At 68.4% G+C, this 22646-nt stretch carries 22 protein-coding genes and 1 pseudogene; 10 read left to right on the top strand and 13 right to left on the bottom strand.

The window, feature by feature from the left end; genetic code table 11:
- The first annotated feature begins 7 nt into the window (after positions 1–7).
- The 9 genes and pseudogenes from AB843_RS04750 (at position 8) to AB843_RS04710 (ending at position 7978) form a co-directional block, all read left to right on the top strand.
- Positions 8–952 (top strand): fumarylacetoacetate hydrolase family protein, encoded by a 945-nt coding sequence (locus AB843_RS04750; protein ID WP_048645822.1) that lies wholly within the window; start codon positions 8–10, stop codon positions 950–952.
- A gap of 35 nt (positions 953–987) precedes the next feature.
- A complete protein-coding gene (locus tag AB843_RS04745) occupies positions 988–2172 on the top strand; it encodes an ABC transporter substrate-binding protein (protein ID WP_048645646.1) in 1185 nt (394 codons plus the stop codon).
- 73 nt (positions 2173–2245) lie between these two features.
- A pseudogene (locus AB843_RS04740) lies at positions 2246–3075 on the top strand (branched-chain amino acid ABC transporter permease).
- A 3-nt stretch (positions 3076–3078) separates the two neighbouring features.
- Entirely contained in the window at positions 3079–4056 is a 978-nt protein-coding gene (locus tag AB843_RS04735) for a branched-chain amino acid ABC transporter permease (protein ID WP_053086094.1), read from the top strand.
- Positions 4049–4792: an ABC transporter ATP-binding protein gene (locus tag AB843_RS04730; RefSeq protein WP_048645645.1), complete on the top strand. Its 744-nt coding sequence runs from the start codon at positions 4049–4051 to the stop codon at positions 4790–4792. The genes AB843_RS04735 and AB843_RS04730 overlap by 8 nt, the downstream gene beginning before the upstream one ends.
- Positions 4792–5487 (top strand): ABC transporter ATP-binding protein, encoded by a 696-nt coding sequence (locus AB843_RS04725; RefSeq protein WP_048645644.1) that lies wholly within the window; start codon positions 4792–4794, stop codon positions 5485–5487. The genes AB843_RS04730 and AB843_RS04725 overlap by 1 nt, the downstream gene beginning before the upstream one ends.
- A gap of 5 nt (positions 5488–5492) precedes the next feature.
- Positions 5493–6377, top strand: a complete 885-nt coding sequence (locus AB843_RS04720) for an alpha/beta hydrolase (protein ID WP_244467894.1) — start codon at positions 5493–5495, stop codon at positions 6375–6377.
- The gene (locus AB843_RS04715; protein WP_048645643.1) at positions 6374–7315 is read left to right on the top strand and encodes a carbon-nitrogen hydrolase family protein; all 942 of its coding nucleotides are present in this window, start codon (positions 6374–6376) and stop codon (positions 7313–7315) included. Before AB843_RS04720 ends, AB843_RS04715 begins: the two co-directional genes overlap by 4 nt.
- Before the next feature lie 9 nt (positions 7316–7324).
- Positions 7325–7978: a flavin reductase family protein gene (locus AB843_RS04710; protein ID WP_048645642.1), complete on the top strand. Its 654-nt coding sequence runs from the start codon at positions 7325–7327 to the stop codon at positions 7976–7978.
- 163 nt (positions 7979–8141) lie between these two features.
- On the opposite strand, the gene cobF is transcribed toward AB843_RS04710, so the two are convergent.
- The 8 genes from cobF to cbiE are packed head-to-tail and all read right to left on the bottom strand — an operon-like array spanning position 8142 to position 15226.
- Positions 8142–8900 (bottom strand): precorrin-6A synthase (deacetylating), encoded by a 759-nt coding sequence (gene cobF, locus AB843_RS04705; protein WP_048645641.1) that lies wholly within the window; start codon positions 8898–8900, stop codon positions 8142–8144.
- Positions 8901–8904: 4 nt separating this feature from the next.
- On the bottom strand, positions 8905–9918 hold the full coding sequence (gene cobT / locus AB843_RS04700; protein ID WP_048645640.1) for a nicotinate-nucleotide--dimethylbenzimidazole phosphoribosyltransferase: 1014 nt from the start codon (positions 9916–9918) through the stop codon (positions 8905–8907).
- 10 nt (positions 9919–9928) lie between these two features.
- On the bottom strand, positions 9929–10690 hold the full coding sequence (gene cobS / locus AB843_RS04695) for an adenosylcobinamide-GDP ribazoletransferase (RefSeq protein WP_048645639.1): 762 nt from the start codon (positions 10688–10690) through the stop codon (positions 9929–9931).
- A 4-nt stretch (positions 10691–10694) separates the two neighbouring features.
- Positions 10695–12008: a cobyrinic acid a,c-diamide synthase CobB gene (locus AB843_RS04690; RefSeq protein ID WP_048645638.1), complete on the bottom strand. Its 1314-nt coding sequence runs from the start codon at positions 12006–12008 to the stop codon at positions 10695–10697.
- Complete coding sequence (gene cobA / locus AB843_RS04685) at positions 12005–12781, bottom strand: uroporphyrinogen-III C-methyltransferase (protein WP_048645637.1); 777 nt, start codon at positions 12779–12781, stop codon at positions 12005–12007. The genes AB843_RS04690 and cobA overlap by 4 nt, the downstream gene beginning before the upstream one ends.
- Complete coding sequence (cobM, locus tag AB843_RS04680; protein ID WP_048645636.1) at positions 12778–13542, bottom strand: precorrin-4 C(11)-methyltransferase; 765 nt, start codon at positions 13540–13542, stop codon at positions 12778–12780. The genes cobA and cobM overlap by 4 nt, the downstream gene beginning before the upstream one ends.
- Positions 13539–13925, bottom strand: coding sequence for a cobalamin biosynthesis protein (locus tag AB843_RS04675; RefSeq protein ID WP_048645819.1), 387 nt, complete (start codon positions 13923–13925; stop codon positions 13539–13541). The genes cobM and AB843_RS04675 overlap by 4 nt, the downstream gene beginning before the upstream one ends.
- A complete protein-coding gene (gene cbiE / locus AB843_RS04670; RefSeq protein ID WP_082143648.1) occupies positions 13922–15226 on the bottom strand; it encodes a precorrin-6y C5,15-methyltransferase (decarboxylating) subunit CbiE in 1305 nt (434 codons plus the stop codon). The genes AB843_RS04675 and cbiE overlap by 4 nt, the downstream gene beginning before the upstream one ends.
- Before the next feature lies 1 nt (position 15227).
- Here cbiE and AB843_RS04665 point away from each other — a divergent pair, with 1 nt between their 5' ends.
- Positions 15228–15998, top strand: a complete 771-nt coding sequence (locus AB843_RS04665; RefSeq protein ID WP_206412789.1) for a cobalt-precorrin-6A reductase — start codon at positions 15228–15230, stop codon at positions 15996–15998.
- Here AB843_RS04665 and AB843_RS04660 read toward each other — a convergent pair.
- The 5 genes from AB843_RS04660 to cobN are packed head-to-tail and all read right to left on the bottom strand — an operon-like array spanning position 15962 to position 22644.
- Positions 15962–16726, bottom strand: a complete 765-nt coding sequence (locus AB843_RS04660) for a precorrin-3B C(17)-methyltransferase (RefSeq protein WP_048645634.1) — start codon at positions 16724–16726, stop codon at positions 15962–15964. The genes AB843_RS04665 and AB843_RS04660 overlap by 37 nt on opposite strands.
- Positions 16723–17463, bottom strand: coding sequence for a precorrin-2 C(20)-methyltransferase (locus AB843_RS04655; RefSeq protein ID WP_048645633.1), 741 nt, complete (start codon positions 17461–17463; stop codon positions 16723–16725). The genes AB843_RS04660 and AB843_RS04655 overlap by 4 nt, the downstream gene beginning before the upstream one ends.
- Entirely contained in the window at positions 17460–18092 is a 633-nt protein-coding gene (locus AB843_RS04650) for a precorrin-8X methylmutase (RefSeq protein WP_048645632.1), read from the bottom strand. The genes AB843_RS04655 and AB843_RS04650 overlap by 4 nt, the downstream gene beginning before the upstream one ends.
- Positions 18092–19309 (bottom strand): precorrin-3B synthase, encoded by a 1218-nt coding sequence (gene cobG, locus AB843_RS04645; RefSeq protein WP_048645631.1) that lies wholly within the window; start codon positions 19307–19309, stop codon positions 18092–18094. The genes AB843_RS04650 and cobG overlap by 1 nt, the downstream gene beginning before the upstream one ends.
- The gene (cobN, locus tag AB843_RS04640; RefSeq protein ID WP_048645630.1) at positions 19306–22644 is read right to left on the bottom strand and encodes a cobaltochelatase subunit CobN; all 3339 of its coding nucleotides are present in this window, start codon (positions 22642–22644) and stop codon (positions 19306–19308) included. The genes cobG and cobN overlap by 4 nt, the downstream gene beginning before the upstream one ends.
- Between the last annotated feature and the right edge of the window lie 2 nt (positions 22645–22646).

Here is a 22646-nt window from a genome sequence, read left to right as displayed (position 1 = left end):
ATTCTGCATGCGACTGGTTACCTACAGGGCCTCGGTCGAGGCGCCCGCGCGTCTCGGCGTGATCGAAGGCGAGAGCGTCGTCGACGTGGAAGCGCTGGGCATCGCCTTCGGCGAGGACTTTCCCGCTTCCATGCTGGAGCTGATCGACCTCGGCCCGGACGGGCTGGCGGCGCTGAAGCGGATGCTCGACGAGGCGCGCGGCGCCTGGCCGGTGCGCACGACCGTGCCGCTGTCCAACGTCAAGCTGCTCGCGCCGATCCCGCGGCCGCGCAAGAACATCTTCGGCATCGGCCTCAACTATGTGGAGCATGTCGCCGAATCGAGCCGCACGCTCGACACGTCGAACGACCTGCCGAAAGAGCCCGTCATCTTCAGCAAGCCGCCGATGGCGGTGGTCGGGCCGAACGAGCCGATCGAGCACAACACGGCGCTGACGCAGCAGCTCGACTGGGAAGTGGAACTTGCCGTCATCATGGGCCGCACGGCTAGCAAGGTGTCCGAGGACGCGGCTCTTTCCCATGTCTTCGGCTACAGCGTCATGATCGACGTCAGCGCCCGCGACAACCGGCGCGCCGGCCAGTGGATCTATTCCAAGGGGCAAGACAGTTTCGCGCCGTTCGGCCCATGCATCGTCACCGCCGACGAGATTGCCGATCCGCATGATCTGGATCTCTGGCTGACCGTCAATGGCGAGCGCAAGCAAGGTTCCAACACCAGGCACATGCTGTTCAAGATCCCGACGCTGATCTCCGACATCTCGGCCGGCATCACGCTGGAGCCGGGCGACATCATCGCCACGGGAACGCCCGAAGGCGTCGGCGCCGGGCGCACGCCGCAGGAATGGCTGTGGCCCGGCGACGTGGTGGAAGCCTGCGTCGAAGGCATCGGCACGATCCGCCACCCGGTGGTGGCGATCGGCAATGATTTTTCGCGACGCCGGCCGGCCGGTTGAAAACCGCACGGCACCGTCATCCAAGGGAGGAAAGAATGAGCATTCGTATCGTGAGCACGACCATCAAGGCGGGGCTTGTCGCCACGGCACTGGGCATGGTTTTCGCAGGCAGCGCCGGCGCGGAACCGCTGCGCATCGGCTTCATCACCACGCTGTCGACGCCGGCTGGCTATATCGGCCAGGACATCCGAGACGCCTTCAACCTCGCCATCGGCGAGGACGGCACGCTGGGCAAGACGCCGGTGACGCTGGAAATCGAGGATGACGGGTTGAAGCCGGCCAACGCCAAGCAGTCGGCCGACCGGCTGGTGCAGTCGGGCATCAAGCTGTTCACCGGGGTGAACTTCTCCAACGTGCTGGCGGCGGTGCAGCCAACCGTGCTGCAGTCGGGCGGTTTCTACATCAGCCTCAATCCTGGCCCGTCGGTCTTCGCCGGCGAGAAGTGCAACGCCAATTACTTCGTCGCCTCCTACCAGAACGACGCCTTCCACGAGGCGGCCGGCCTGGCGGCCAACAAGCTCGGCTACAAGAAAGTGGTCATCCTCGCGCCGAACTATCAGGCCGGCCGCGATGCGCTGAACGGTTTCAAGGCGACCTACGAAGGCGAGATCGTCTCGGAGATCTACACCAAGCTCGACCAGACGGATTTCTCCGTCGAGCTGGCGCGCATCCGCTCGCTTTCTCCCGACGCAATCTACCAGTTCCATCCAGGCGGGGCGGGCATCAATTTCGCCAAGCAGTATGACAATGCCGGCCTGAAGGACAGCGTGCCGATGCTCATTCCGGCCTTCTCGCTCGATGCGCAGATGGTCAAGGCGACGGGCGACGCGGCCGACGGCATCTATGCCTCGGCCCTGTGGACGACCGAGTTCGACAACGATGCCTCGCGCGACTTCGTCAAGCGCTTCAAGGACGCCTATGGCCGCACGCCGACCATGTATGCCGAGCAGGCCTACGACACGGCGAACCTGATCGCCTCGGCGCTCGACGCGGTCGATGGCAATATCGACGATGCCGACGGTTTCCGCGCCGCGCTGCGCAAGGCCGACTTCACGCCGATCCGCGACGCCTTCACCTTCGGCCCGAACCAGCATCCGATCCAGAACTACTATCTGACGCGGTTCGAGAAGAACGCCGATGGCGAGATCGTCCAGAAGGTGGTGGAGCGCATCGCCGAAAACCATCAGGACTCATACGCCAAGGATTGCAAGCTCGACTGACCGGTTTCGCCCGGCCTGCCTCACGCGGGCCGGGCGGCCTTCGACATTCCTGAAGGGCGAGCATCGGAGCGCCATGATTCTCTTCATCGAACAGCTTCTGAACGGCCTGCAATATGGCGCGTTCCTCTTCCTGCTTGCCTCGGGCCTGACGCTCGTCTTCGGCATCATGGGCGTGATCAACCTCACCCATGGCACCTTCTACATGGTCGGCGCCTATTGCGGCGCGCTGACCATCGCCGCGACCGGCTCCTTCATGCTCGGCGTTCTGGCGGCGATGGCCGGGGCCGGCATTTACGGCCTGCTGGTAGAGACGGTGGTGGTGCGCTGGCTCTACGGGCGCGACCATCTCTACCAGGTGCTGGCGACGCTCGGCCTGATCCTGTTCACCAACGAAGCGGTGACGCTGATCGTCGGCCGCGCGCCGATCTTCATGAACATCCCCGATTTCCTGCAGGGCTCGGTGACGCTGCTGCCGGGGCTGGCCTATCCTCTGATGCGCCTGGCGCCGACGACCGGCAGATGGTCGATGCGCTCGGCGTCAACATGCGGCTTCTCTACATGAGCGTGTTCGGTCTGGGCGCCGTCCTGTGCGGCCTCGCCGGCGTGATGGCCGCGCCGCTTCTGGCGGTCGAGATCGCCATGGGCGAGCGCATCCTGATCACCACCTTCGTCGTCATCGTCATCGGCGGCGTCGGCTCCATTCGCGGCGCCTTCGTCGGCGCCATGCTGGTCGGCATGGTCGACAGTCTGGGCCGGGCCTATGTGCCGCAGATCCTGACTTCGCTGCTGCCGTTTTCCGTCGCCGACACGCTGGGCGCGGGCCTGGTCTCGGCCAGCATCTACGTGCTGATGGCGCTGGTGCTTCTCGTCCGGCCCTATGGCCTCTTTCCTGCGCGGAGCTGACCGATGCCCAAACCCGACCGTTTCGCGATCACCGGGCTTATCATGCTCGTTCTGCTCATTCTCGCGCCGATCGTCGTCGTGCAGACGGGCTGGCATGGCGGCCTGCCGCTGTTCACCCGCATCGTCATCTACGCGCTGGCGGTGGTCAGCCTCGACCTCATCATCGGCTATGGCGCGCTGATCAGCTTCGGCCACGCCATGTTCTTCAGCCTGGGCGGCTACATGGTGGCGATCCTCGCCCATCACACCAACGCCGGCGACCTGATCTTCGGTTGGGCTGGCAGCAATTCAGCCTTCATCCTGTGGCCGCTGGCGCTTCTTGCCTGTGCGCTGCTTGGCCTCGTCATCGGTTATCTGGCGCTGAAGACACGCGGCGTGCAGTTCATCATGATCACGCTGGCCTTTGCCCAGATGGTCTATTTCCTGCTCGTCTCGCTGCAATATTACGGCGGCGACGACGGGCTGATGATGGACACGCGCAACACCATGGCCGTGGTCGACCTCGACAATCCGTGGTCGCTCTACTACCTGGCGCTCGGCATTCTGGTGATCTGGGTCCTGTTCTGCCGCTTCATCGTCAATTCGCGCTTCGGCATGGTGTTCCAGGGGCTCAGGCAGAGCGAGCGCCGCGCCATCAATCTCGGCGTCAATCCGCTGCCGTTCCGGCTGACCGCCTTCGTCATCTCGGCTGTCGGCACCGGCATGGCCGGTATTCTTTGGGCCAATTACGCGCAGTTCGTCACGCCCGACATGGCCACCTGGGCGAAATCCGGCGAGTTCATGGCCATCGTCACGCTGGGCGGGCTCGGCACGTTGCTTGGACCCATCGCCGGGGCGGCGGCCTTCATCGGCCTTGAACAGATCCTCACCATCTGGACGGAGCACTGGATGATCGTCATGGGGCCGGTGCTGGTGCTGATCGCCCTGTTCGGCCAGCAGGGCATGCTCGGCCGCTTCCTCAAGGGAGGCCGCCATGACTGAAGTCCTCTCGCTACGGCACCTGCGCAAGTCCTTCGGCGCTCTGAAGGTCACCGACGACGTGACGTTGGAGGTGCGCGCCGGCGAAATCCACGCGCTGATCGGGCCGAACGGCGCCGGCAAATCGACGCTCATCGCGCAGATCTGCGGCGAACTGCCTTCCGATGCGGGAACCGTGCATTTCCAGGACCGGGATATCACGCCGCTGTCCGCCTTCAAACGCGCCAGGCTGGGGCTCGGGCGCTCATTCCAGACGACGCAGCTCTGCCTGGAGTTCACCGTGCTGGAACATGTGATCCTGTCGCCCGACTGCATGGGCGGCGGCTCGTTCAACCTGTTCGCCAACCCGCGCAACGATGCCGGCCTGCGCGACGAGGCGCTGCACTGGATCGGCAAGGCGGGGCTCGGCGGGCGCGAGAACCGGCAGGTGGCCAACCTCGCCCATGGCGAACGCCGCCAGCTCGAACTGGCCGTGGCGCTGGCCCGCAAGCCGCATGTGCTGGTGCTGGACGAGCCGATGGCCGGCATGGGCGCCGAGGAGTCCACCCGCATGGTGACCCTGCTGCAGGAGCTGAAGGGGCAATATCCGATGCTGCTGGTCGAGCACGACATGGATGCGGTGTTCACGCTCGCCGACCGGGTCAGCGTGCTGGTCTATGGCCGCGTGATCTTCACCGGCACGGTGGATCAGGTGCGGCAGGATGCCGAGGTGCGCAGCGCCTATCTGGGAGACGATTGATGCTGAAGGTGACCGGTCTCGAAGCGGGCTACGGGGTCAGCCAGGTTCTGTTCGGCATGGAGTTCGAGGTGCCGCGCGGGTCGGTGACCTCGCTGATCGGCCGCAACGGCATGGGCAAGACCACCACCATCCACACGATCCTCGGCATGGTGCGGGCGCGGCGCGGCGATGTCGTGCTGCAAGGTGACAGCATCACCGCCCTGCAGCCCAACGCCATCGCCCGGCGTGGCATCGGCCTGGTGCCCGAGGGGCGGCGCGTGTTTCCGTCGCTGAGCGTCGAGGAAAACCTCGTTGCCACGGCGCGGCCGGGCGGCAAGGATGGCTGGACGCTGCAGCGCATCTTCGAACTCTTTCCGCGCCTGCAGGAACGGCGCGGCCAGTCCGCGGCAACGCTTTCGGGTGGCGAGCAGCAGATGCTGGCGGTCGGCCGGGCGCTTCTGACCAATCCGGCGCTGCTGATCCTCGACGAGGCAACCGAGGGGCTGGCGCCGGTCATCCGCGCCGACATATGGTCAACGCTGCGCGAATTGAAGAAACGTGGCCAGTCGATCCTCGTCGTCGACAAGAATCTGAAGGAGATGGCGCCGCTGGTCGACCGCCATCACATCGTCGAGAAGGGCAAGGTGGTGTGGCAGGGCACGCCGCAGGAACTGGCGGCGAACGCCGATCTCGCGCATCGCTATCTGGGGGTCTGAGGGCAATGGCCGACACGCTCTACAGGAACATGGAGCAGGCCACGCTGGAGCGCGAATACAACGCGCGCGAAAGCGTCGCTTCCTATGACGACGAACATGCGCGCTACGTGGCCGAGAGCGCCCGCGTCCAACGCACGCATCGCGTCGTCAAGGACATCGTCTACGATCCGCAAAGCGGCGAGATGCTCGACCTTTATCCGGCGGGCAAGGACTGCCCGGTCTTCCTGTGGGTGCATGGCGGCTATTGGCGCGGCGGCTCGAAGGAGGACAACGCCTTTGCCGCCGGCGGGCTCGTGCCGCACGGCGTCTCCGTGGCCGTGATGAACTACACGCTGGCGCCGCAGGCGGATATCGCCGAGATGGTCCGCCAGGTGCGCAGCGCGGTGGCTTGGCTGAAGCACAATGGCTTCGCCCATGGCATCAGGACCGACAGGATTCATGTCGGCGGCTCGTCGGCCGGCGGTCATCTCGTTGGCATGCTGCTTGCCGGCGGCTGGACCGAGCGCTTCGGTCTTCCGGACAATATCCTCGGCACCGTTCTGGCGCTGAGCGGGCTTTACGAACTGGAGCCGTTGCAGCATACGCAGGTGGATGGCTGGATGCGTTTCACCAAACAATCGATTGCCGGGAACTCGCCCATGCGATTGATCCCCGAGCGCAGCGAGGCGCGGTTGATCGCCTCCGTCGGCGGGCTGGAGACCAGCGAATTCATCCGCCAGACCCGCGATTATGCGGACGCCTGGAACGCCGCCGGTCATGCCGTGCAGAGCATCGACATGCCGGCGCACAATCATTTCGACATCGCGCTGAGCCTGACCGAGCCGCAAGGCGCTCTGGCCAAGGCCGTGCGCGCATCCATCGCCAGCCCCGTCGCAGGAGAAGCCGCATGAAACCGTTCAAGGCAGCCGTTGCCCAGGCCGCATCCAACCCCGTCGATCCGCTCGCCTCGGCTGAAAAGGCGGCGGCGATGATCCGTGAGGCGGCGGGCGAGGGCGCCAGGCTGATCGTCTTTCCCGAAGCCTTCCTCGGCGGCTACCCGAAGGGCGCGTCCTTCGGCGCGCCGATCGGCATGCGCAAGCCGGAGGGGCGCGAAGCCTTCAAGGCCTATTACGAACGCGCCATCGATCTCGACGGCGACGAGGTGGCGCTGATTGCCGAAGCCACCGCCGAGACCGGCATCTTCGCCGTCATGGGCTGCATCGAGCGCGACGGCGGCACGCTCTATTGCACGGTGCTGTTCTTCGATGGCGAGCAAGGGCTTGTCGGCAAGCACCGCAAGCTGATGCCGACCGCCGGCGAGCGGCTGATCTGGGGCTTTGGCGACGGCTCGACCATGCCGGTCTTCGAGACGCCGCTTGGCCGCATCGGCGCGGTGATCTGCTGGGAAAACTACATGCCGATGCTGCGCATGCACATGTACAGCCAGGGCATCAGCCTTTATTGCGCGCCGACCGCCGACGACCGCGACACCTGGCTGCCGACCATGCGCCACATTGCGCTGGAAGGGCGCTGCTTCGTGCTGACGGCCTGCCAGCACATCACCCGCGCCGCCTATCCTGACGACCATGAATGCGCACTGGGCGACGATCCGGCGACCGTTTTGATGCGCGGCGGCAGCGCCATCGTCGATCCGCTCGGCCGCGTGCTGGCGGGGCCGGATTTCGACGGCGAGGCGCTGCTCTATGCCGAGATCGACATGGGCAGCGTGGCGCGCGGCAAATATGATTTCGACGTGACCGGCCACTATGCGCGGCCCGACGTGTTCCAGCTCACGGTGGACGACCGGCCCAAGCGCGCCGTATCCGCCATCAGCGGCAAGAGCGCGTAGTGCAAGGCCATGCGCTTCACGCTCGACGAACTCGACCCGCAGATTGGCTACAAGCTGATGACGGCGACGGTGACGCCGCGCCCCATCGCCTGGGTGACCAGCCTTTCGGCCGCTGGCGTGGTCAACGCCGCACCCTACAGCTTCTTCAACGTCATGGGGCACAAGCCGCCGACCGTCGCCATCGGCGTGATGGCGGATGACAAGCGCGGCTTCAAGGACACGTCGCGCAACATCGTCGCCGGTGGCGAATTCGTCGTCAATCTGGTGCCGGAGCGGCTGGCCGGGCGCATGAACATCACCTCGATGGACGCGCCGAGCGATGTCAGCGAGCTTGACTGCGCCGGGCTGACGCCGCTCGCCTCCGCGCGCGTCGCGCCGCCGCACATCGCCGAGGCGCCGGTGTCCTTCGAATGCGTCAGCCACACCGTGCTGGTCACCGGCCCGCACCAGGCGCTGGTGGTCGGCCGCGTTGTGGAGATCCGCGTCGCCGACGAATTCGTGCTCGACGCGAACCGCGGCCACATCGACACGCCGGCGCTCGGCCTGATCGCCCGCATGCACGGGCGCGGCTGGTATGCGCGCTCGCAGGACACTTTCCAGATCGACCGGCCAACCTATGCCGAATGGCAGGCCGCGCAGACGAAGCTTGGCGAGAAGGTTTAGAGTGTTTTCAGTTCAGGGTGGATCGCCCCGCATCCCCCTGCCGGGACCTTCTCCCCATGCACACGGGGAGAAGGAGGTTGGCCGCAACGTCTATGCCTCCCTCTCCCCGCTTGCGGGGAGAGGGTAAGCGTGAGGGGCGGGCGCCGACCAAGTCTGCGAGAATCTAGCGCCGCCGCAGCAGATAAGTGTCCATGATCCAGCCCCTGGCGCTGCGCGCCTTGGCGCGGGTCTCGACGATCTCGTCCGCCACATCAGCGAGCCGGCCGGCGATGACGATCTCGTCCGCCGTGCCGAGGTAGGCGCCCCAGAAGATGTCGTAGGCATCGCCGGGCAGCACGCCGAAGGCGCAACCGCCGTCGAGCATGACGAGCGCCGTATCGGCGTTGTCGGGAAAGCCCTCGGCGCGCAGGCGGCGGCCGGTGGTGATGTGGATCGCCCCGCCGATCGTGTTGACCGGCATTTTATGGCTCGCCGCCAGCGCCTGCAGGCTGGTGATGCCGGGCACGACATCGAGCGCGAAGGCGACGCCCGTGTCCGCCCGCAGCCGCTCGATGATGCGCAATGTGCTGTCATACAGCGACGGGTCGCCCCAGACGAGAAAGGCGGCGTGGCCGTCGTCCCCCGTGTGTTCGGCCAGCAGCCGGGCGTAAAGGCGGGCGATGGCCGCATGCCAGTCGTCGACGCCATTGCGGTAGGACGGGTCGTCCGCATCGCGCACCGGCAGGTCGAACTCGACGATGCGCGTGTTCTTGTTGCCGAGGAAGCGCTCGCAGATGGCGCGGCGCAGGTCGGCCAGGTCTTCCTTGGCCTCGCCCTTGCGCGGGATCAGGATCACGTTGGCGCGGTTCAGCGCGTTGATACCCTGCACCGTCATGTGCTCGGGATTGCCGGCGCCGATGCCGATGACCGAAAGCGTGCGCATCCGCCTAGCCGTCCGAGACGCCGGCTTCGGCGAAGGTCGCCATGTCATTGTGACAGGCGAGCGCGCCGCGCAGGATGTTGATCGCCAGGCAGGCGCCGGAGGCTTCGCCAAGCCGCATGTCGAGGTCGAGCAAGGGCGCCAGATCAAGGGCTGCAAGCAGCTTGCGGTGGCCGGGTTCGGCCGAGACATGGCCTGCAATGGCGTGCGCCAAGCCGATTTCGCTCAGCCGGGCGAGGGGTGCCACCGCCGCGCCGCAGACGAAACCGTCGAGCAGGACGGGGATGCGTCTCTGCCGTGCGGCGAGGGCCGCGCCGAACATGGCCGCCAGCTCGCGCCCGCCCAGGCAGCGCAGCGTGGCGAGCGGATCGGCGAGGATCGCCGCGTGCCGGGAAAGCGCGGTGTCCACCACGCCGGCCTTGCGGGCAAGGCCTGCATCGTCGACGCCGGTGCCACGCCCGACCCAGTCCGCGCCCTGGCCGCCGAACAGGCCGGCGGCGACGGCTGCCGCCGCCGTTGTGTTGCCGATGCCCATCTCGCCCAGCGCGACGAGATCGGCGTTAGCCGGAACGGCGTCATGGCCGGCCTGGACAGCGGCGAGGAAATCGCGCTCGCTCATCGCCGGCGCCTGGGTGAAATCCTCGGTCGGGCGGTCGATGTCGAGCGGGGTGACGGTCAGCGTCGCGCCGGCCTGTGCGGCCAACTGGTTGATGGCCGCACCGCCGGCGGAAAAATTCGCCACCATCTGCGCCGTCACCTCGGCGGGGAAGGCCGAGACGCCGCGCGCGGTCACGCCATGTGAGCCGGCAAAGACCAGCACATGGACATTGTCCAGCCGAGGCCGGGCGTGGCCCTGCCAGCGGGCGAGCAGCACGGCGGCTTCCTCGAGCCGGCCGAGGCTGCCGGGCGGCTTGGTCAGCGTTGCCTGGCGGGCTGACGCCTCTCTGGCCGCGTCCGCGTCGCCATCCGGCAGGGCAAGGCAGGCGGCGCGCAGGTCTTCAATGGTGGAGAATGCGGTCATGGGGCGTCCTTCAGGTGAAAGGAATTGTGGCGGCGACGAGCGTCAGCGTTTCGGCCACCTGTTGCAGCGCACCGAGCACGTCGCCGGTCTGGCCGCCGATCTGCCGCTCAGTAAGGCGCTTGACGAGGAACAGCGCCAGCGCCAGCAGCGGAGCGGCAATGAGAAGCAGGCTGAGGTCGGCGAAAAGCAGGGCAAAGCCGCCGATCAACAGGGCGACAGCGACCGTCAGCCCATTGGGCCGGCCCGCTCCCGCTGAAACGCCATCGGCGCGCGCCGGCGGCACAAGATGCATCAGCGCCGGCATCAGCGCGCGCGAGGCGGCGTGCGCGGCGGCAAGCGCCGGAAAGGCGGCCCAGCCGAGTGCGGCCAGCGCCGACCAGCGCAGGAGGAGCGAGAGCACCAGCGCCGCGACGCCATAGGCGCCGATGCGGCTGTCCTTCATGATGGCAAGCTTCCGCTCGCGGGTCATTCCGCCTCCGAAACCATCGGCCAGATCAGCCAGCCCGTCCTCGTGCAGCGCGCCGGTGGCAAGCAGCGTGGCGGCGAGTGTGAGCGCTGCGGCGATCGTCGGCGGCAGGCCGAGCGTCAGGGCGGCGAGAAGCACCAGCCCACCCGCCGCGCCGACCAGCAGGCCGGCAATGGGTGCGGCCCATTGCGCCTGGGCGAAACCGCGCGCCGGCATGGCGAACGCCGGCAGAGGCAGGCGCGTGTAGAAGCCGATGCAGGCGGCGATGTCGCGGAGCGGTGAAAGGGCGGGCCGGCGTTCGCTCATCGCCTCATCCCCGCGCGATGGCGTGGAAATACGTGCCGGTCACGTGGCCACGCCTTGCGCCGGCGGCACCGAGCGCGCGGCCCTGACCGTCGGCGAGTTCCGCAAGCGGTTCGTCGGCGCCGGGTTCGATCAGCCGCGAATAGTGAAACTCGTGGCCGCGGATCGTTTCGCCGGCCTGGCCGATGGGGCAATCGGCAAGGAGCCGCGCCTGCCGGTAGCCGAGATTCATCTTGCGCTTGGCATAACTGGTCACGTGGCCGAGCAGGCCGAGCATGGGATGGGTGATGCCGTCGGCATCCTCCAGCGCGCCGCCGAGAACCATGAAGCCGCCGCACTCGCCATGCACCGGCCGGGTTTCGGCGAAGGCGCGCATGCGGGCGCGGAAATTCTCGGCATTGGCGAGTTGCGCTGCGTGCAGCTCCGGATAGCCGCCGGGCAGCCAGCAGGCATCGGCGGAAGCGTCCGGTCCCTCGTCGGCGAGCGGCGAGAAGGGCACAAGCGCGGCACCCGCCGCCCGCCAATGGGCGGCCACATGCGGATAGACGAAGCTGAAGGCGCGATCCTGGGCGATGGCGATGCGCTGGCCGGGCGGCGGCAGCATGTGCCGTAGCGTGCCGCCGGGCGCGTCAAGCGGTGCCGATGCCGCAAGCACCGCGTCGAGATCGATGGATCGTTCCATCACGTCGGCGAGCCGCTCGATGAAGGCTTCGAGCGCACTATGCTCGCTGGCCTGCACCAGGCCCAGATGCCGCTCGGGCAGGGCCATGTCCGGATTGCGGTGCACCGCGCCCAGCACCTTGATGCCGATCGCCTCGATGGCGTCGCGCGCCATGGCCTCGTGCCGGGCGCTGGCCACCTGGTTGAGCACGACGCCGGCGATGTTTACGCGTGGATCGTAGGCGGTAAAACCCTTGGCCAGAGCGGCTGCTGTCTGCGATTGGCCGGACACGTCCAGGACGACCAGACATGGCACGCCATAGAGACGGGCAATGTCGGCCGCAGCACCAGATCGTCCCGGCTCCGAAACGATGCCGTCGAACAAGCCCATGGCGCTTTCGATGAGCAGCATGTCGGCATCCGCCGCCTGCCTGCCGGCGAGATGCGCCAGAAGGTCGGGATGCATCGCCCAGCTGTCGAGATTGACGCCGGGACGGCCGGTGGCGGCGGTGTGGAAGCCAGGATCGATATAGTCGGGGCCGGATTTCGCCCCGTGGACGGCGAGCCCGCGTCGTTTCAAGGCGCGCATCAGGCCGATGGTGACGCTGGTCTTGCCGGAGCCCGAGCGCGCCGCACCGATGATCAGGGCGCGGGCGCTCATCGAAGCTGCTCGCGAAGCGCGACGATGCCGCCGATGACGATGATGGCCGGCGAGCCGAAGCCTTGGCGCTCTGCCTCGGCGACCAGGCTGCCGAGATCGGCGACGAGAATGCGCTCGCGCGGCGTGGTCGCGTCCATGATCAGGGCGGCCGGCGTTTCGGCGGCAAGCCCGCCGCCGGTGAGCGCGTCGACGATCAGCGGCAATTTGTGCATGCCCATGTAGACGACGATGGGCTGGCCGGTCCTGGCAAGGGCTGCCCAATCGAGATCGTCCGGCGTGCCGGCGGCGTGTCCGGTGGCGAAGACGATGGCCTTGTTGACGCCACGCATGGTGGCGGGGATGCCGGCATCGGCAAGCGCGCCGACCGCCGATGTGATGCCCGGCAGGAAGCGGAAGGGGATGCCGGCGCGGGCCAACACGAAGGCTTCCTCGCCGCCGCGTCCGAACATGTTCGGGTCGCCGCCCTTCAGCCGCAGCACACGCCGGCCGGCCTTCGCCTCGTCGACCAGCAGGCGGTTGATGTCGTCCTGGCTTGTCGAGGGCTGGCCGGCGCGTTTGCCGACATAGTGATGCGTGGCCTGTGGGGCGGCCTTCAGCACGGCCGGGTCGACCAGGGCGTCATAGACGACGCTGTCGGCCTCGCTAAGTGCGGCCAGCACGCCGAGCGTCAGGCAGGCGAGGCCCCCCGGACCGGCGCCGGCAAGCCACACATGGCCGGGTTCGAACTTTGCCGGCTCAAAGCCGAGCCTGGTCAGCGCGTCCACTGTGTTCATAGGCCTTCGCGCCCCCGGAAACGGCGTTGATAATCGGCACTGTAGAGGGCGCTTTCGCGGAAATCCTCAGCCGTCAGGCCGGGGCCGACGAAGATCAGCGCGGTGCGGTCGATGGGGTCCTTTGCCACCTGCGCCTCGATCGTGCCGAGCGTGCCGCGCATGATGCGCTCGTCCGGCCAGGTGGCGCGCACGACGATGGCGACGGGGCAGTTCTCGCCGTAGAACGGGGTCAGTTCGGCGACGACCCGGTCGAGCGCGTGGATCGCCAGATGGATGGCGAGCGTTGCACCCGTGGCGGCGAAGCCCGGCAGGGTTTCGCCCGCCGGCATTTTCGAGGCGCGGCCGGAGATGCGCGTCAGCACCAGGCTCTGCGCCACTTCGGGAATGGTCAGTTCGCGCCCCAGTGCGGCGGCGGCGGCCGAGAAGGACGGCACGCCGGGCGTCAGCGTATAGGGAATGCCGAGCCGGTCGAGGCGGCGCATCTGTTCGGCAACCGCGCTCCACACGGACAGGTCGCCCGAATGGAGGCGGGCGATGTTATGCCCTGCCTCATGGGCGGCCAGAAACTCGGCTTCGATCTCCTCGAGCGACATGGGTGCGGTGTTGACGATGCGCGCGCCCTCCGGGCAATGCGCCAGAAGCTCCGGCGGCACCAGCGAGCCGGCATAGAGGCAGACCGGGCAGCGGGCGATGAGATCGCGCCCGCGCACGGTGATGAGGTCGGCGGCGCCCGGTCCGGCGCCGATGAAATGGACGGTCATGGTTGGTTTCCGGTTGTGGCGATGGCGCAGGTGACGCCGTTTAGCGTGAGCCTCGGTCCGAGCAGGCGGCTTTGCGCGCCGCAAACGGCAAGCGCCGCGGCTTCGGAGGCGGAATTGGTGCGGGTGGCCAGGAACGATGCCTTGGAGGTGGTCAGACAGCGTGGCCTGGCGTCCCGCAATGCGCCTTGCGCGGCGACGACCAGCGGAAGGCCAAGATGGCTTGCCGCGGCGTGGAGGCCGGTCTCGTCCTGCTTGCGCGGCACCGTTGCCAGCGCATCGAGGGCGGCGCGGTCGAGATGGTGACGCGCCAGCGCGGCGTCGAGCGCTGCCAGGACCGCGTCCCGCGACACACCGCTCCTGCTGCCGAGCCCCGCGCAGATCATGGCTTGCTCCAGCGCCATTGGAGAACAGGCAGGGCCGGCCGCAGCGTCGTCATGCCGCCGACGGGCGCGGCACGGGCAATGGCGATCTCGATCAGGTCGCCGCCCAGCCGGGCATGACGATCGAGCAGGACAGCCTGCATTTCCAGCGTCACCGCGTTGGCGACCAGTCGCCCCCCAGGGGCAAGCGCGTCGATGGCGGCATCCATCACGCCCGGCGCGCTGCCGCCACCGCCGATGAAGATCGCGTCGGGCGCCGGCAGATCGCCGAGCGCCTCGGGCGCACTTCCGCTCACCACACGCAGATCGGGCGCGCCGAAGTTTTCGGCGTTGCGGCGAATGCGTTCGGCGCGCGTCGCGTCAGCCTCGACGGCGATGGCCGAGAGCGAGCCGTGCTGGCGCAGCCACTCGATGGAGATCGAGCCCGAGCCCGCGCCGATGTCCCACAGGAGCTGGCCGCGCCTGGGTTGCAATGCGGCAAGGGTCACGGCGCGCACTTCCGGTTTGGTGATCTGCCCGTCATGTTCGAACAGCGCCTCGTCGAGGCCCGTGCCGAGCGGCAGGATGCGGGCGTCCGGCGCGGCGGCGACCTCGACGGCAATGACATTGAGGTCGTCGAAGACCCGGTCCTCGACGGTTTCGGCGGTCAGTTTCATGTGGCGTTCGCGCGGCCCGCCCAGTCCTTCCAGCACATGGAAGGGCGAGCTGCCGAACCCGTCGGCGCCAAGCAGCGCGGCGATCTGCGCCGGCGCCTTGCCGTCGGAGGTCAGCGCGATGATGCGGCAGCCCGGATGCAGCACGGCGCGGATCAGCGCGATGGGCCGGCCATGCAGGGAGATCGTCTCCACCGCCTGCACCGGCCAGCCGAGCCGGGCGGCGGCGAGGCTGAAGGCGGAGGGTGCGGTGAAGACGCGCATCTCGCAGGCATCGATCCGCCGCGCCAACGTCGCGCCGACGCCGAAATGGAACGGATCGCCCGAGGCGAGCACGCAGACGGCGCGGCCGCGCAGGGCCGCAACGGCATCGACGGCCTTCTGGAACGGCGATGGCCAGGGGCACGTTTCGCCGGCGATGAGGGTTTCGGCCAGCGCCAGGTGGCGGCGTCCGCCGAAGACGAATTCGGCCTTGCCGATCGCCTCTCGTGCGGCGGTGTTCAAACCGGCAATGCCATCCTCGCCTATGCCGACAATGGTCAGCCAGACGGCGCTTTGCGCGTCTCGTGGATCCGGTCTATCTCTCTGTTTTTCCGCATTTATGCGGACGTTAGGTGATTCCACCTGACTGCAAAATGCTCTAAAAGGCATGATGACCATCCAGATCCTGATACTCGGCGGAACAGGCGAGGCGCGACGCCTGGCGGAAAGCCTGGCCGGGCGCGGCGACGTGCGTGTCGTCACGTCGCTCGCCGGCCGCACCAGCGCACCGCAGGCGTTGGCGGGGGAGATGCGCATCGGCGGCTTCGGCGGGCCGGACGGGCTCGCCCGGTACTTGCAAAGCGAGGGTATCGACCTGCTGATCGACGCCACGCATCCCTTCGCCGCGCGCATGGCGCGCAACGCGGCGCAGGCCGTCGCGGAGACAGGGATTGCGCTGATCACGCTGATGCGCCCGGCCTGGCAGCCGGTCGCCGGTGACGACTGGCGGATCGTCGCCGGCATGGCCGAGGCGGCGCGGATGCTGGGCGACAGGCCGCGCCGCGTGTTCCTGGCCATTGGCCGGCAGGAAGTGGGCATCTTCGCCGGCGCGCCGCAGCATCATTATGTGGTGCGCAGCGTCGAATCCGTCGAGCCTGGCCATATGCCGCCCGATGCAGCGTGCATCCTGGCGCGCGGGCCGTTTTCCGAGGGTGACGAGATTGCGCTGCTGCGGCAGCATCGCTGCGACATCGTCATTGCCAAGAACAGCGGCGGCGGGGCGACCTACGCCAAGATCGCTGCCGCCCGTGCGCTCGGCCTGCCGGTGATCATGATCGACCGGCCGAAGCCGACCGGCGTCGCCACGGTTGCAAGTGTCGAGGAGGCGACGCGGCTGATCGACCGTCATTTCTCCGGCCTTTCCGAAAAGCGTGGCGCATAGACCAGCGGCGGCAGGCCGGCGCGTTCGATGACGCGCGTTTCCGGCGAGCCGATGATGACGCAGGTCGCCATGTCGGCCATGTCCGATCGTGCGTTCTCGAGCGGCACGATCGCCATGCGCTCGTCTGCCCGGCCGGCGGCGCGGCCGAAGACGATGGGGGTTGAAGCGGGCAGGATGCCGCGCAGCAGTTCCAGCGCCCGGCCGAGCTGCCAGGGGCGGGCGCGGCTGATCGGATTGTAGAGCGCGATGACGAAACCGGCGCCGGCGGCGGCGGTAAGCCGCTCCTCGATCAGTTCCCATGGCTTGAGATTGTCGGAAAGCGAGATGGCGCAAAAATCGTGTCCCAGCGGCGCGCCGCCGCGCGCGGCCACCGCCAGCATGGCGGTGATGCCGGGAATGATTTCCAGGTCGAGCGCGCGCCATTCCATGGGCCCATGCTCGATGGCCTCGCAGACGGCGGCGGCCATGGCGAAAACGCCGGCATCGCCGCCGGAGACCACGGCGACGTTTCGGCCGGACGCGGCCATTTCCAGCGCTGCGCGCGCGCGCGCCAGTTCCTCGCGATTGTCGGAAGCGTGGCGCACCTGCCGGTCGTTCAGGTCGAGCCGGTCGAGATAGGGCGCGTAGCCGAAGAAATCGGTCGCCGCGGCGATCGCCGCGCGCGCCTGCGGCGTCGTCTGCGCCGCGTTGCCAGGCCCCGTTCCGATGATCGCCAGGCGTCCGCTCATGCCACAGCCTCGCGCAGTCTGGCCTGCCAGCCCGGACCCAGGACAAGCGAGAAGTAGGGCGCCTCGTCGTCCTGTTTCTCGGCGAGCCTCTGCGTTCGCGTGTCGTCCATCGTGCCGCGCTCCACATAGACGGCACCGTCGAGCTTACCGGCAGCGGCCAGCGCCCGGCGGATCTTCGCCAGATTGCGGCCGACCTTCATGATGACGAAACCTTCCGTGTCGGATAACCGGCGGATGAGTTCCGCTTCCGCCAACGTGCCGGGCAGGACGCTCAAAACGTCGTCGCCCTGGACGATGGGCAGGCCAGCCTGCGACCAGCAGCCGGACATGGCGGTGATGCCGGGAATGACCCGCGTCGGATAGCGCGGCGCCAGCCGCACATGCAGGTGCATGTAGGAACCGTAGAACAGCGGGTCGCCCTCGCTGAGCACGGCCACGTCGCGGCCTTCGCGCAGATGGCTTTCGACGCGCGCCGCCGCCTCCGCGTAGAAGCCCTGTATGGCGTCGATATAGTCACTATCTGCCTTGTCGATCTCGGTGGTGACGGGATAGTCGAGCGGCAGTTCGACGACCGATGGTTTCAGCAGGCTTTCGACCGTGCGGCGCGCATTGCCTTTGCGGCCGCGCTTGGCGAAATGCGCCACCACGTCGGCATTCTGCAGCACACGCAGGGCCTTTACGGTCAGGAGTTCCGGGTCGCCGGGGCCGGTGCCGACGCCGATCAGGGTTCCCTTCATAGGCCGGCCCTCGCCAATGCGTTGACGGCGGCGGCGGTCATGGCGCTGCCGCCCATGCGTCCGCGGACGATGGCGAACGGGATGCCGAGGCCGCTTTCGGCCAATGCCTCCTTCGATTCCATCGCGCCGACGAAGCCGACCGGCATGCCGATGATGGCGGCGGGTTTTGGCGCGCCGGCGTTGAGCATGTCGAGCAGGTGGAACAAGGCCGTCGGCGCATTGCCGATGGCGACCAGCGCGCCCTCCAGCCGTTCGTCCCACAATTCCAGCGCCGCCGCCGAACGCGTGTTGCCGATCTCCTCGGCCAGCACCGCGGTGCGCGGATCGCGCAGGGTGCAGATCACATCGTTTTCGGCGGGCAGGCGGGTCCGCGTCACGCCGCGCGCCACCATCTCCGCGTCACACAGGATCGGCGCGCCGGCTTTCAACGCGCTGCGCGCCGCTCCCACGAAACCGGGCGAGAAGACGAAATGCCGCGCTGCCTCGACCAGTCCGCAGGCGTGGATCATGCGCACCGCCACATCGGCCTCCTCCTCGGAGAAGCGGGCAAGGTCTGCCTCGGCGCGGATGATGGCGAAGGACTGCTCATATATGGCATTGCCGTCGCGTATGTAGTCGGTCTGGGGCATCAGGTTTTCTTTCGGCGGGGCGTGGTGCGATGCGCTTCGCCGCGCTCGCCGAGAAAGGCTTCAAGCGCATCGGCGGGTGTGGCGTTGTCGGCGGCAAGCGTGCAGCCGCGTTTGCGGCCGATCAGGGTGATCTTTGGGCCGGCGGGCTGGGCGCACAGCTTGGCGCAGGCGGCGAGATGCACGCGCAGCGACCCGTCGAGCAGGCCCGAGCTGGCCAGGTCACGGCCCACGGCCTTGGCGTCGAAAAGCGCGGCCGCACAAGAGGGCGCACCGGCGCAAGCGACGATGGAGAGGCGCGTGTCCGTCGGATCGGCGATGAAGTCCAGTCGCCTGGCGGTTTCGCGCAAGGCTGGTGCCTGATCTTCCGGCAGGCCGAGGACAAGCAGCCCGCCGCCGGGCGCGAGCCTGATCTCGGTGGCGTCGATGGCCGCCTCGGCGAAGGCCGCCAGATCCTGGCCGCGCGCCTGGCCGAAGGGCAGGGCGAAGCCATATGCTTCGCTCCCGTCGCGCAGGGGAAAGACGCCGACAGGCGAAGGGTGATCAAAGGCCGGCAATGGCGCGGTTGGCGCCAAATCCGCTGCAAGCCCGTCCAGCAGATCGCCGTGCAGGTGCTGGACACGCATCGCAGCGCCTTTGTTGGCCAGCAGGCCGAGGATGACGATGGCGGTCCGTGCCGTTTGCGCCGCATCGCCCTGGCCAAGCCAACGTGCCTTGGCGCTGTTGCCGCCGATGCCGATCCGCCAGCGGGCGCCTGATATCGCCTCGATCTTGATGTCCGCGCCGATCTCAGCCAGATGCAACGCGCCGCCGCCGTCGATCGTGACCGACACTTTCGGCGCAAGCGCATGGGTCAAGCCATTGTCGGCGGCCAGTTGCGCGACCGTGGTTGCCAGCGGCAGGGGATCGGCGATTTCATCCGCCGCCGATCCGGCGAGCGCTCCGACCTCCGCCTGAAGCCCATCGGCCAAGCCGAGGTCCAGTTGGACAATTCGCTCGCCAAGCAATGGCGCGCTCTGCGCGCTCAGGCCGCGGACCTGCAGCTTGCCGCGCGAGGTGATCTCGACGAGGCCGTTGCCATGCTGCTCCGCCGCCTGGCCGATGGCCCTCAGCCGCACGGGTGTCAACCGGCCAGGGCCGGGCGCAAAGCGCACCAGCAGCCCGTCGCCGGTTTGCATCGGCTGGAGAAGGGTGGGGCAGGCGCCGCGCCGCATCGTCATGCGAGCGCCTCCGCGATCAGCGCGGCGAGATCGCCATCGACGGAGTTGCGGCGCGGGTGCCAAAGGCCGCGCCGCCGCGCCGCGGCAAAACGCTCGGCCATGGCGTTGGCGGCCGCCGGGTTTTCGGCGAGCAGGAAGGCGCGCACCGCGGCGTCGCCCAGATAGGCGTCGAACACGGCCTCGATCAGCGCACCGGGGACGGCGCTCGTGGTTTCGGCGAAGCCGATCAGCCGGTCGACCGTCTCGGTGAGTTCGGCCGCCCCGCGCGGCCCGTGGCGCAACTGGCCGGCAATGAAGCGCGGGTTGAGCGCGCGGGCGCGCACGGTGCGGGCGATCGTCTGTGCCAGCGAGCGGGCGCGGGGACGCTCCGGGTTGGTCGTGTCGAGCACGACGAGATCGGCCTTGCCGCCAAGCGCTTCGACCGCCGCTGCAAAACCGCCGATGAAGGCGACATCGGCGGAGCCTTCGAGGATGTCGCGCCCGGCATCGTCGCCCGTGTGCAGCAGCATGTCGGCCTCGGCGACCCGTGCGGCGAATGCGCCCCCGGCGTGCGTTCCCTCGCCCTCAACGCCGCCGAAGGTGTGAGAAGCGGCGTCGAGATAGGCCTGCCCCAGCTCGGCGCGCTCGTGCCAGTCGCCGCGCGCCAGCCTGTCTTCCAGGCCGGCTCCATAGGTGCCGGGGGCGGAGCCGAAAATGCGCGGCGGGATCGCGCCGCTGGCGCGCGCGGCAGCCGCCAGCGGGTTCTCGCCGGCCTCCTCGTCACGGGCGGCAACGGCGGCCGACGCCGTGTCCAGAAGGGCGATCTGCGTCGGGAACATGTCGCGGAACAGGCCGGAAATGCGCCAGGTGACATCGATGCGCGGCCGGCCGATGCCGGCCGGCGGCAGCACCTCGATGCCGGTCACGCGGCCCGTCGCATCGTCCCATTGCGGGCGGCAGCCCATCAGCGCCAGGCCCTGGGCGATCTCCTCGCCGCCCGTGCGCAGGCTGGCGCTGCCCCACAGATCGATCACCAGCGCGCGGGGCCAGTCGCCATGGTCCTGGAGATAGGCGCGCACGGCCTCGTCCGCCGCCAGCCGGCCGAGCGCCGTGGCGGTCGGTGTCGGCAGGGTGCGCGGGTCGGCGGTGAACATGTTGCGGCCGGTGGGCAGGACATCGGTGCGGCCGCGCGAGGGCGCGCCGGAGGGGCCGGGCGCGATGTGCCGGCCGTCCAGTGCCGCCAGCAGCGCGGCGCGCTCGGCCTTCGCGCAGGCGGAACGCTCGGGCGTGTCCCCGGCCTCCGATCTGCGGCCATAGACATGCAGGCCGTCCTTGATGGCAAAATCCTTCAGGTCGCACAGCCAGGCGTCGATCCGCATCAGCGCCGCGTCCGTGTCGCCGGCGTCTTCCACGCCGGCCTCGCGTGTGAGGCCGGTGCGCTGTGCCGTCTCGACGATCAGCTTGGCCAGCCGGTCGCGGCGGCGGCGGTCCAGCCCGTCGGCCTGGGCGTATTCGTCGACCAGCCGTTCCAGCTCGCGCTGGTCGTCGGACAGGCCCGCGCCGATGAGCGGCGGCGTCAGATGGCCGAGTGTCACGGCGCCGATGCGCCGCTTGGCCTGCGCGGCCTCGCCGGGATTGCTGACGATGAAGGGATAGATGACGGGCAGGGCGCCCGTGACGATCTCGGGAAAGCAGTTCTCGGTCAGCGCCACGGTCTTGCCGGGCAGCCATTCCAGCGTGCCATGCGCGCCGACATGGATCAGCGCGTCGATGCCGAGCGCCTTGCGCATCCAGAAGCCGAAGGCCACCAGCGCATGGCGTGGCGCAAGCACGGGATCGTGGTAATCGACGCGCCGGTCGGCGGCCCGTCCGCGGTCCGGCGCCAGCGCCACGGTCACGTGGCCGAAATGCGCGGCGCGAAAAGCGAAACGACCATCTTCAGCGTCGTCCTCGGCCGGCCCCCATGTTCCATCCAGCGCTTCCCTTGCGCTTTCGGGCACATCGGGCAGGAAGTTCGCATAGTCGGATAAGGATAATCCATCCGAGGCTGTTTCGAGCGCCCGCATCAGATCGCGCGGCGTGGCCGGAATGTCGGCAACCGTGTAGCCGGCTTCTTTGAGGTCGTGCAGCATGGCAAGCACGCTGGCCGGCACATCGAGGCCGACCGCGTAGCCGGTGCGTCCGGGCGCGCTCGGATAGTCGGGCAGGAGGATTGCGAGGCGTCGTTCTGCGCGCGGCTTCGCCTGCAGCGCCAGAAAGGCGGCAATGCGCGCTGCCACCTGGCGGATGCGGTCCTCTTCCGGCCGGTTGCGCTGCACGCCGAAGGACAGGCCCTCGTCCAGCATCGCGTCATCCTTGAAGGAGATGGCGCCGGCCATGATGCGGCCATCCAGCTCCGGCAGCACCATGTGCATGGCGAGGTCAGCGGGAGCGAGGCCGCGCTGGCCCTCCTGCCAGGCCTGCCGTCGGGTCGTCGCCGTCACCACCTGGAAGACGGGAAGGCCGAGCCGGTCGAACAGGGTTTTCTCGCCGGGTTCCGCGCCGCTGGAAAAGGCGGTTGCGGTGATCAGCGCCGAGGCTCCCAGTTCCTGCGTCGCGCCGGCCACAAGGTCCGCCGCCACGGTTTCGCGCAGGCTGGAAACGAAGATCGGCACGGCATGGATGCCGCGCGCCAGAAGCGCCTCGGCAAGCGCATCGATCGGCGCTACATCGCTGGCCAGAAGCATCGAGCGGTAGAACAGGATCGGCACGACCGGCTGTGCGGCGTCCAGCCTGGCCGTGAAGAAATCGAGCGGCACGATGCCGTGTCCCGGGGCGTAGAAGCCGGCCCTGGCGAGCGGCGTCGCTGCCGGAGCCTCCACATCGCGCCCGGTCAATCGCGCCATGCGCCGCACCGCAGCGCGCATATTGTCCGGCCCGCCCTCGCGGAAACAGGCGAGCAGCGCCATGCGTTCCCTCGGTGAGACGGTGGAGCGTTCGGCAAGTCGCGCATCGTCCGCCTGCCCCTCACCCGGCAGCAATGCCAATGCGATGCCCCGATCTCGCGCCAGCGCCGCCAGACGGTCGCAGCCATAGCGCCACCAGTCATAGCCGCCCAGCACGCGCACCAGGATGATGCGCGCGTGGGCTGCCGCGCTGTCGAGCCAGAGATCGACGGACATCGGGTGGCGCAGGTCGCGCAGGGCGGCGAGCCGCAGGGAGGGCGGCGCATCGCGCTCCGCCTGCCAGGCGGCGGCCATCCCTGCCAGGTCGCTGTCGGTGAACGACAGCGCCGCCATCTCCGCCGGCTGCAGACGCAGATCGACAGGCTCGATCAGATCGTCCAGCGAGGCGGTGGTGGTGGCGAGGATGTGCATTG

The sequence above is a fragment of the Nitratireductor soli genome, assembly GCF_001050155.1.
In the GTDB taxonomy this organism is placed as follows: domain Bacteria; phylum Pseudomonadota; class Alphaproteobacteria; order Rhizobiales; family Rhizobiaceae; genus Nitratireductor; species Nitratireductor soli.
Note: the sequence above shows the minus strand (reverse complement) of the source record. Positions and strands in the feature narration are given on the sequence as shown.

Coding starts and splice junctions, on each gene's coding strand:
- AB843_RS04750 (WP_048645822.1), top strand. CDS start 8: ATGCGACTGGTTACCTACAGGGCCTCGGTCGAGGCGCCCGCGCGTCTC.
- AB843_RS04745 (WP_048645646.1), top strand. CDS start 988: ATGAGCATTCGTATCGTGAGCACGACCATCAAGGCGGGGCTTGTCGCC.
- AB843_RS04735 (WP_053086094.1), top strand. CDS start 3,079: ATGCCCAAACCCGACCGTTTCGCGATCACCGGGCTTATCATGCTCGTT.
- AB843_RS04730 (WP_048645645.1), top strand. CDS start 4,049: ATGACTGAAGTCCTCTCGCTACGGCACCTGCGCAAGTCCTTCGGCGCT.
- AB843_RS04725 (WP_048645644.1), top strand. CDS start 4,792: ATGCTGAAGGTGACCGGTCTCGAAGCGGGCTACGGGGTCAGCCAGGTT.
- AB843_RS04720 (WP_244467894.1), top strand. CDS start 5,493: ATGGCCGACACGCTCTACAGGAACATGGAGCAGGCCACGCTGGAGCGC.
- AB843_RS04715 (WP_048645643.1), top strand. CDS start 6,374: ATGAAACCGTTCAAGGCAGCCGTTGCCCAGGCCGCATCCAACCCCGTC.
- AB843_RS04710 (WP_048645642.1), top strand. CDS start 7,325: ATGCGCTTCACGCTCGACGAACTCGACCCGCAGATTGGCTACAAGCTG.
- cobF (WP_048645641.1), bottom strand. CDS start 8,900: ATGCGCACGCTTTCGGTCATCGGCATCGGCGCCGGCAATCCCGAGCAC.
- cobT (WP_048645640.1), bottom strand. CDS start 9,918: ATGACCGCATTCTCCACCATTGAAGACCTGCGCGCCGCCTGCCTTGCC.
- cobS (WP_048645639.1), bottom strand. CDS start 10,690: ATGAGCGAACGCCGGCCCGCCCTTTCACCGCTCCGCGACATCGCCGCC.
- AB843_RS04690 (WP_048645638.1), bottom strand. CDS start 12,008: ATGAGCGCCCGCGCCCTGATCATCGGTGCGGCGCGCTCGGGCTCCGGC.
- cobA (WP_048645637.1), bottom strand. CDS start 12,781: ATGAACACAGTGGACGCGCTGACCAGGCTCGGCTTTGAGCCGGCAAAG.
- cobM (WP_048645636.1), bottom strand. CDS start 13,542: ATGACCGTCCATTTCATCGGCGCCGGACCGGGCGCCGCCGACCTCATC.
- AB843_RS04675 (WP_048645819.1), bottom strand. CDS start 13,925: ATGATCTGCGCGGGGCTCGGCAGCAGGAGCGGTGTGTCGCGGGACGCG.
- cbiE (WP_082143648.1), bottom strand. CDS start 15,226: ATGCCTTTTAGAGCATTTTGCAGTCAGGTGGAATCACCTAACGTCCGC.
- AB843_RS04665 (WP_206412789.1), top strand. CDS start 15,228: ATGACCATCCAGATCCTGATACTCGGCGGAACAGGCGAGGCGCGACGC.
- AB843_RS04660 (WP_048645634.1), bottom strand. CDS start 16,726: ATGAGCGGACGCCTGGCGATCATCGGAACGGGGCCTGGCAACGCGGCG.
- AB843_RS04655 (WP_048645633.1), bottom strand. CDS start 17,463: ATGAAGGGAACCCTGATCGGCGTCGGCACCGGCCCCGGCGACCCGGAA.
- AB843_RS04650 (WP_048645632.1), bottom strand. CDS start 18,092: ATGCCCCAGACCGACTACATACGCGACGGCAATGCCATATATGAGCAG.
- cobG (WP_048645631.1), bottom strand. CDS start 19,309: ATGACGATGCGGCGCGGCGCCTGCCCCACCCTTCTCCAGCCGATGCAA.
- cobN (WP_048645630.1), bottom strand. CDS start 22,644: ATGCACATCCTCGCCACCACCACCGCCTCGCTGGACGATCTGATCGAG.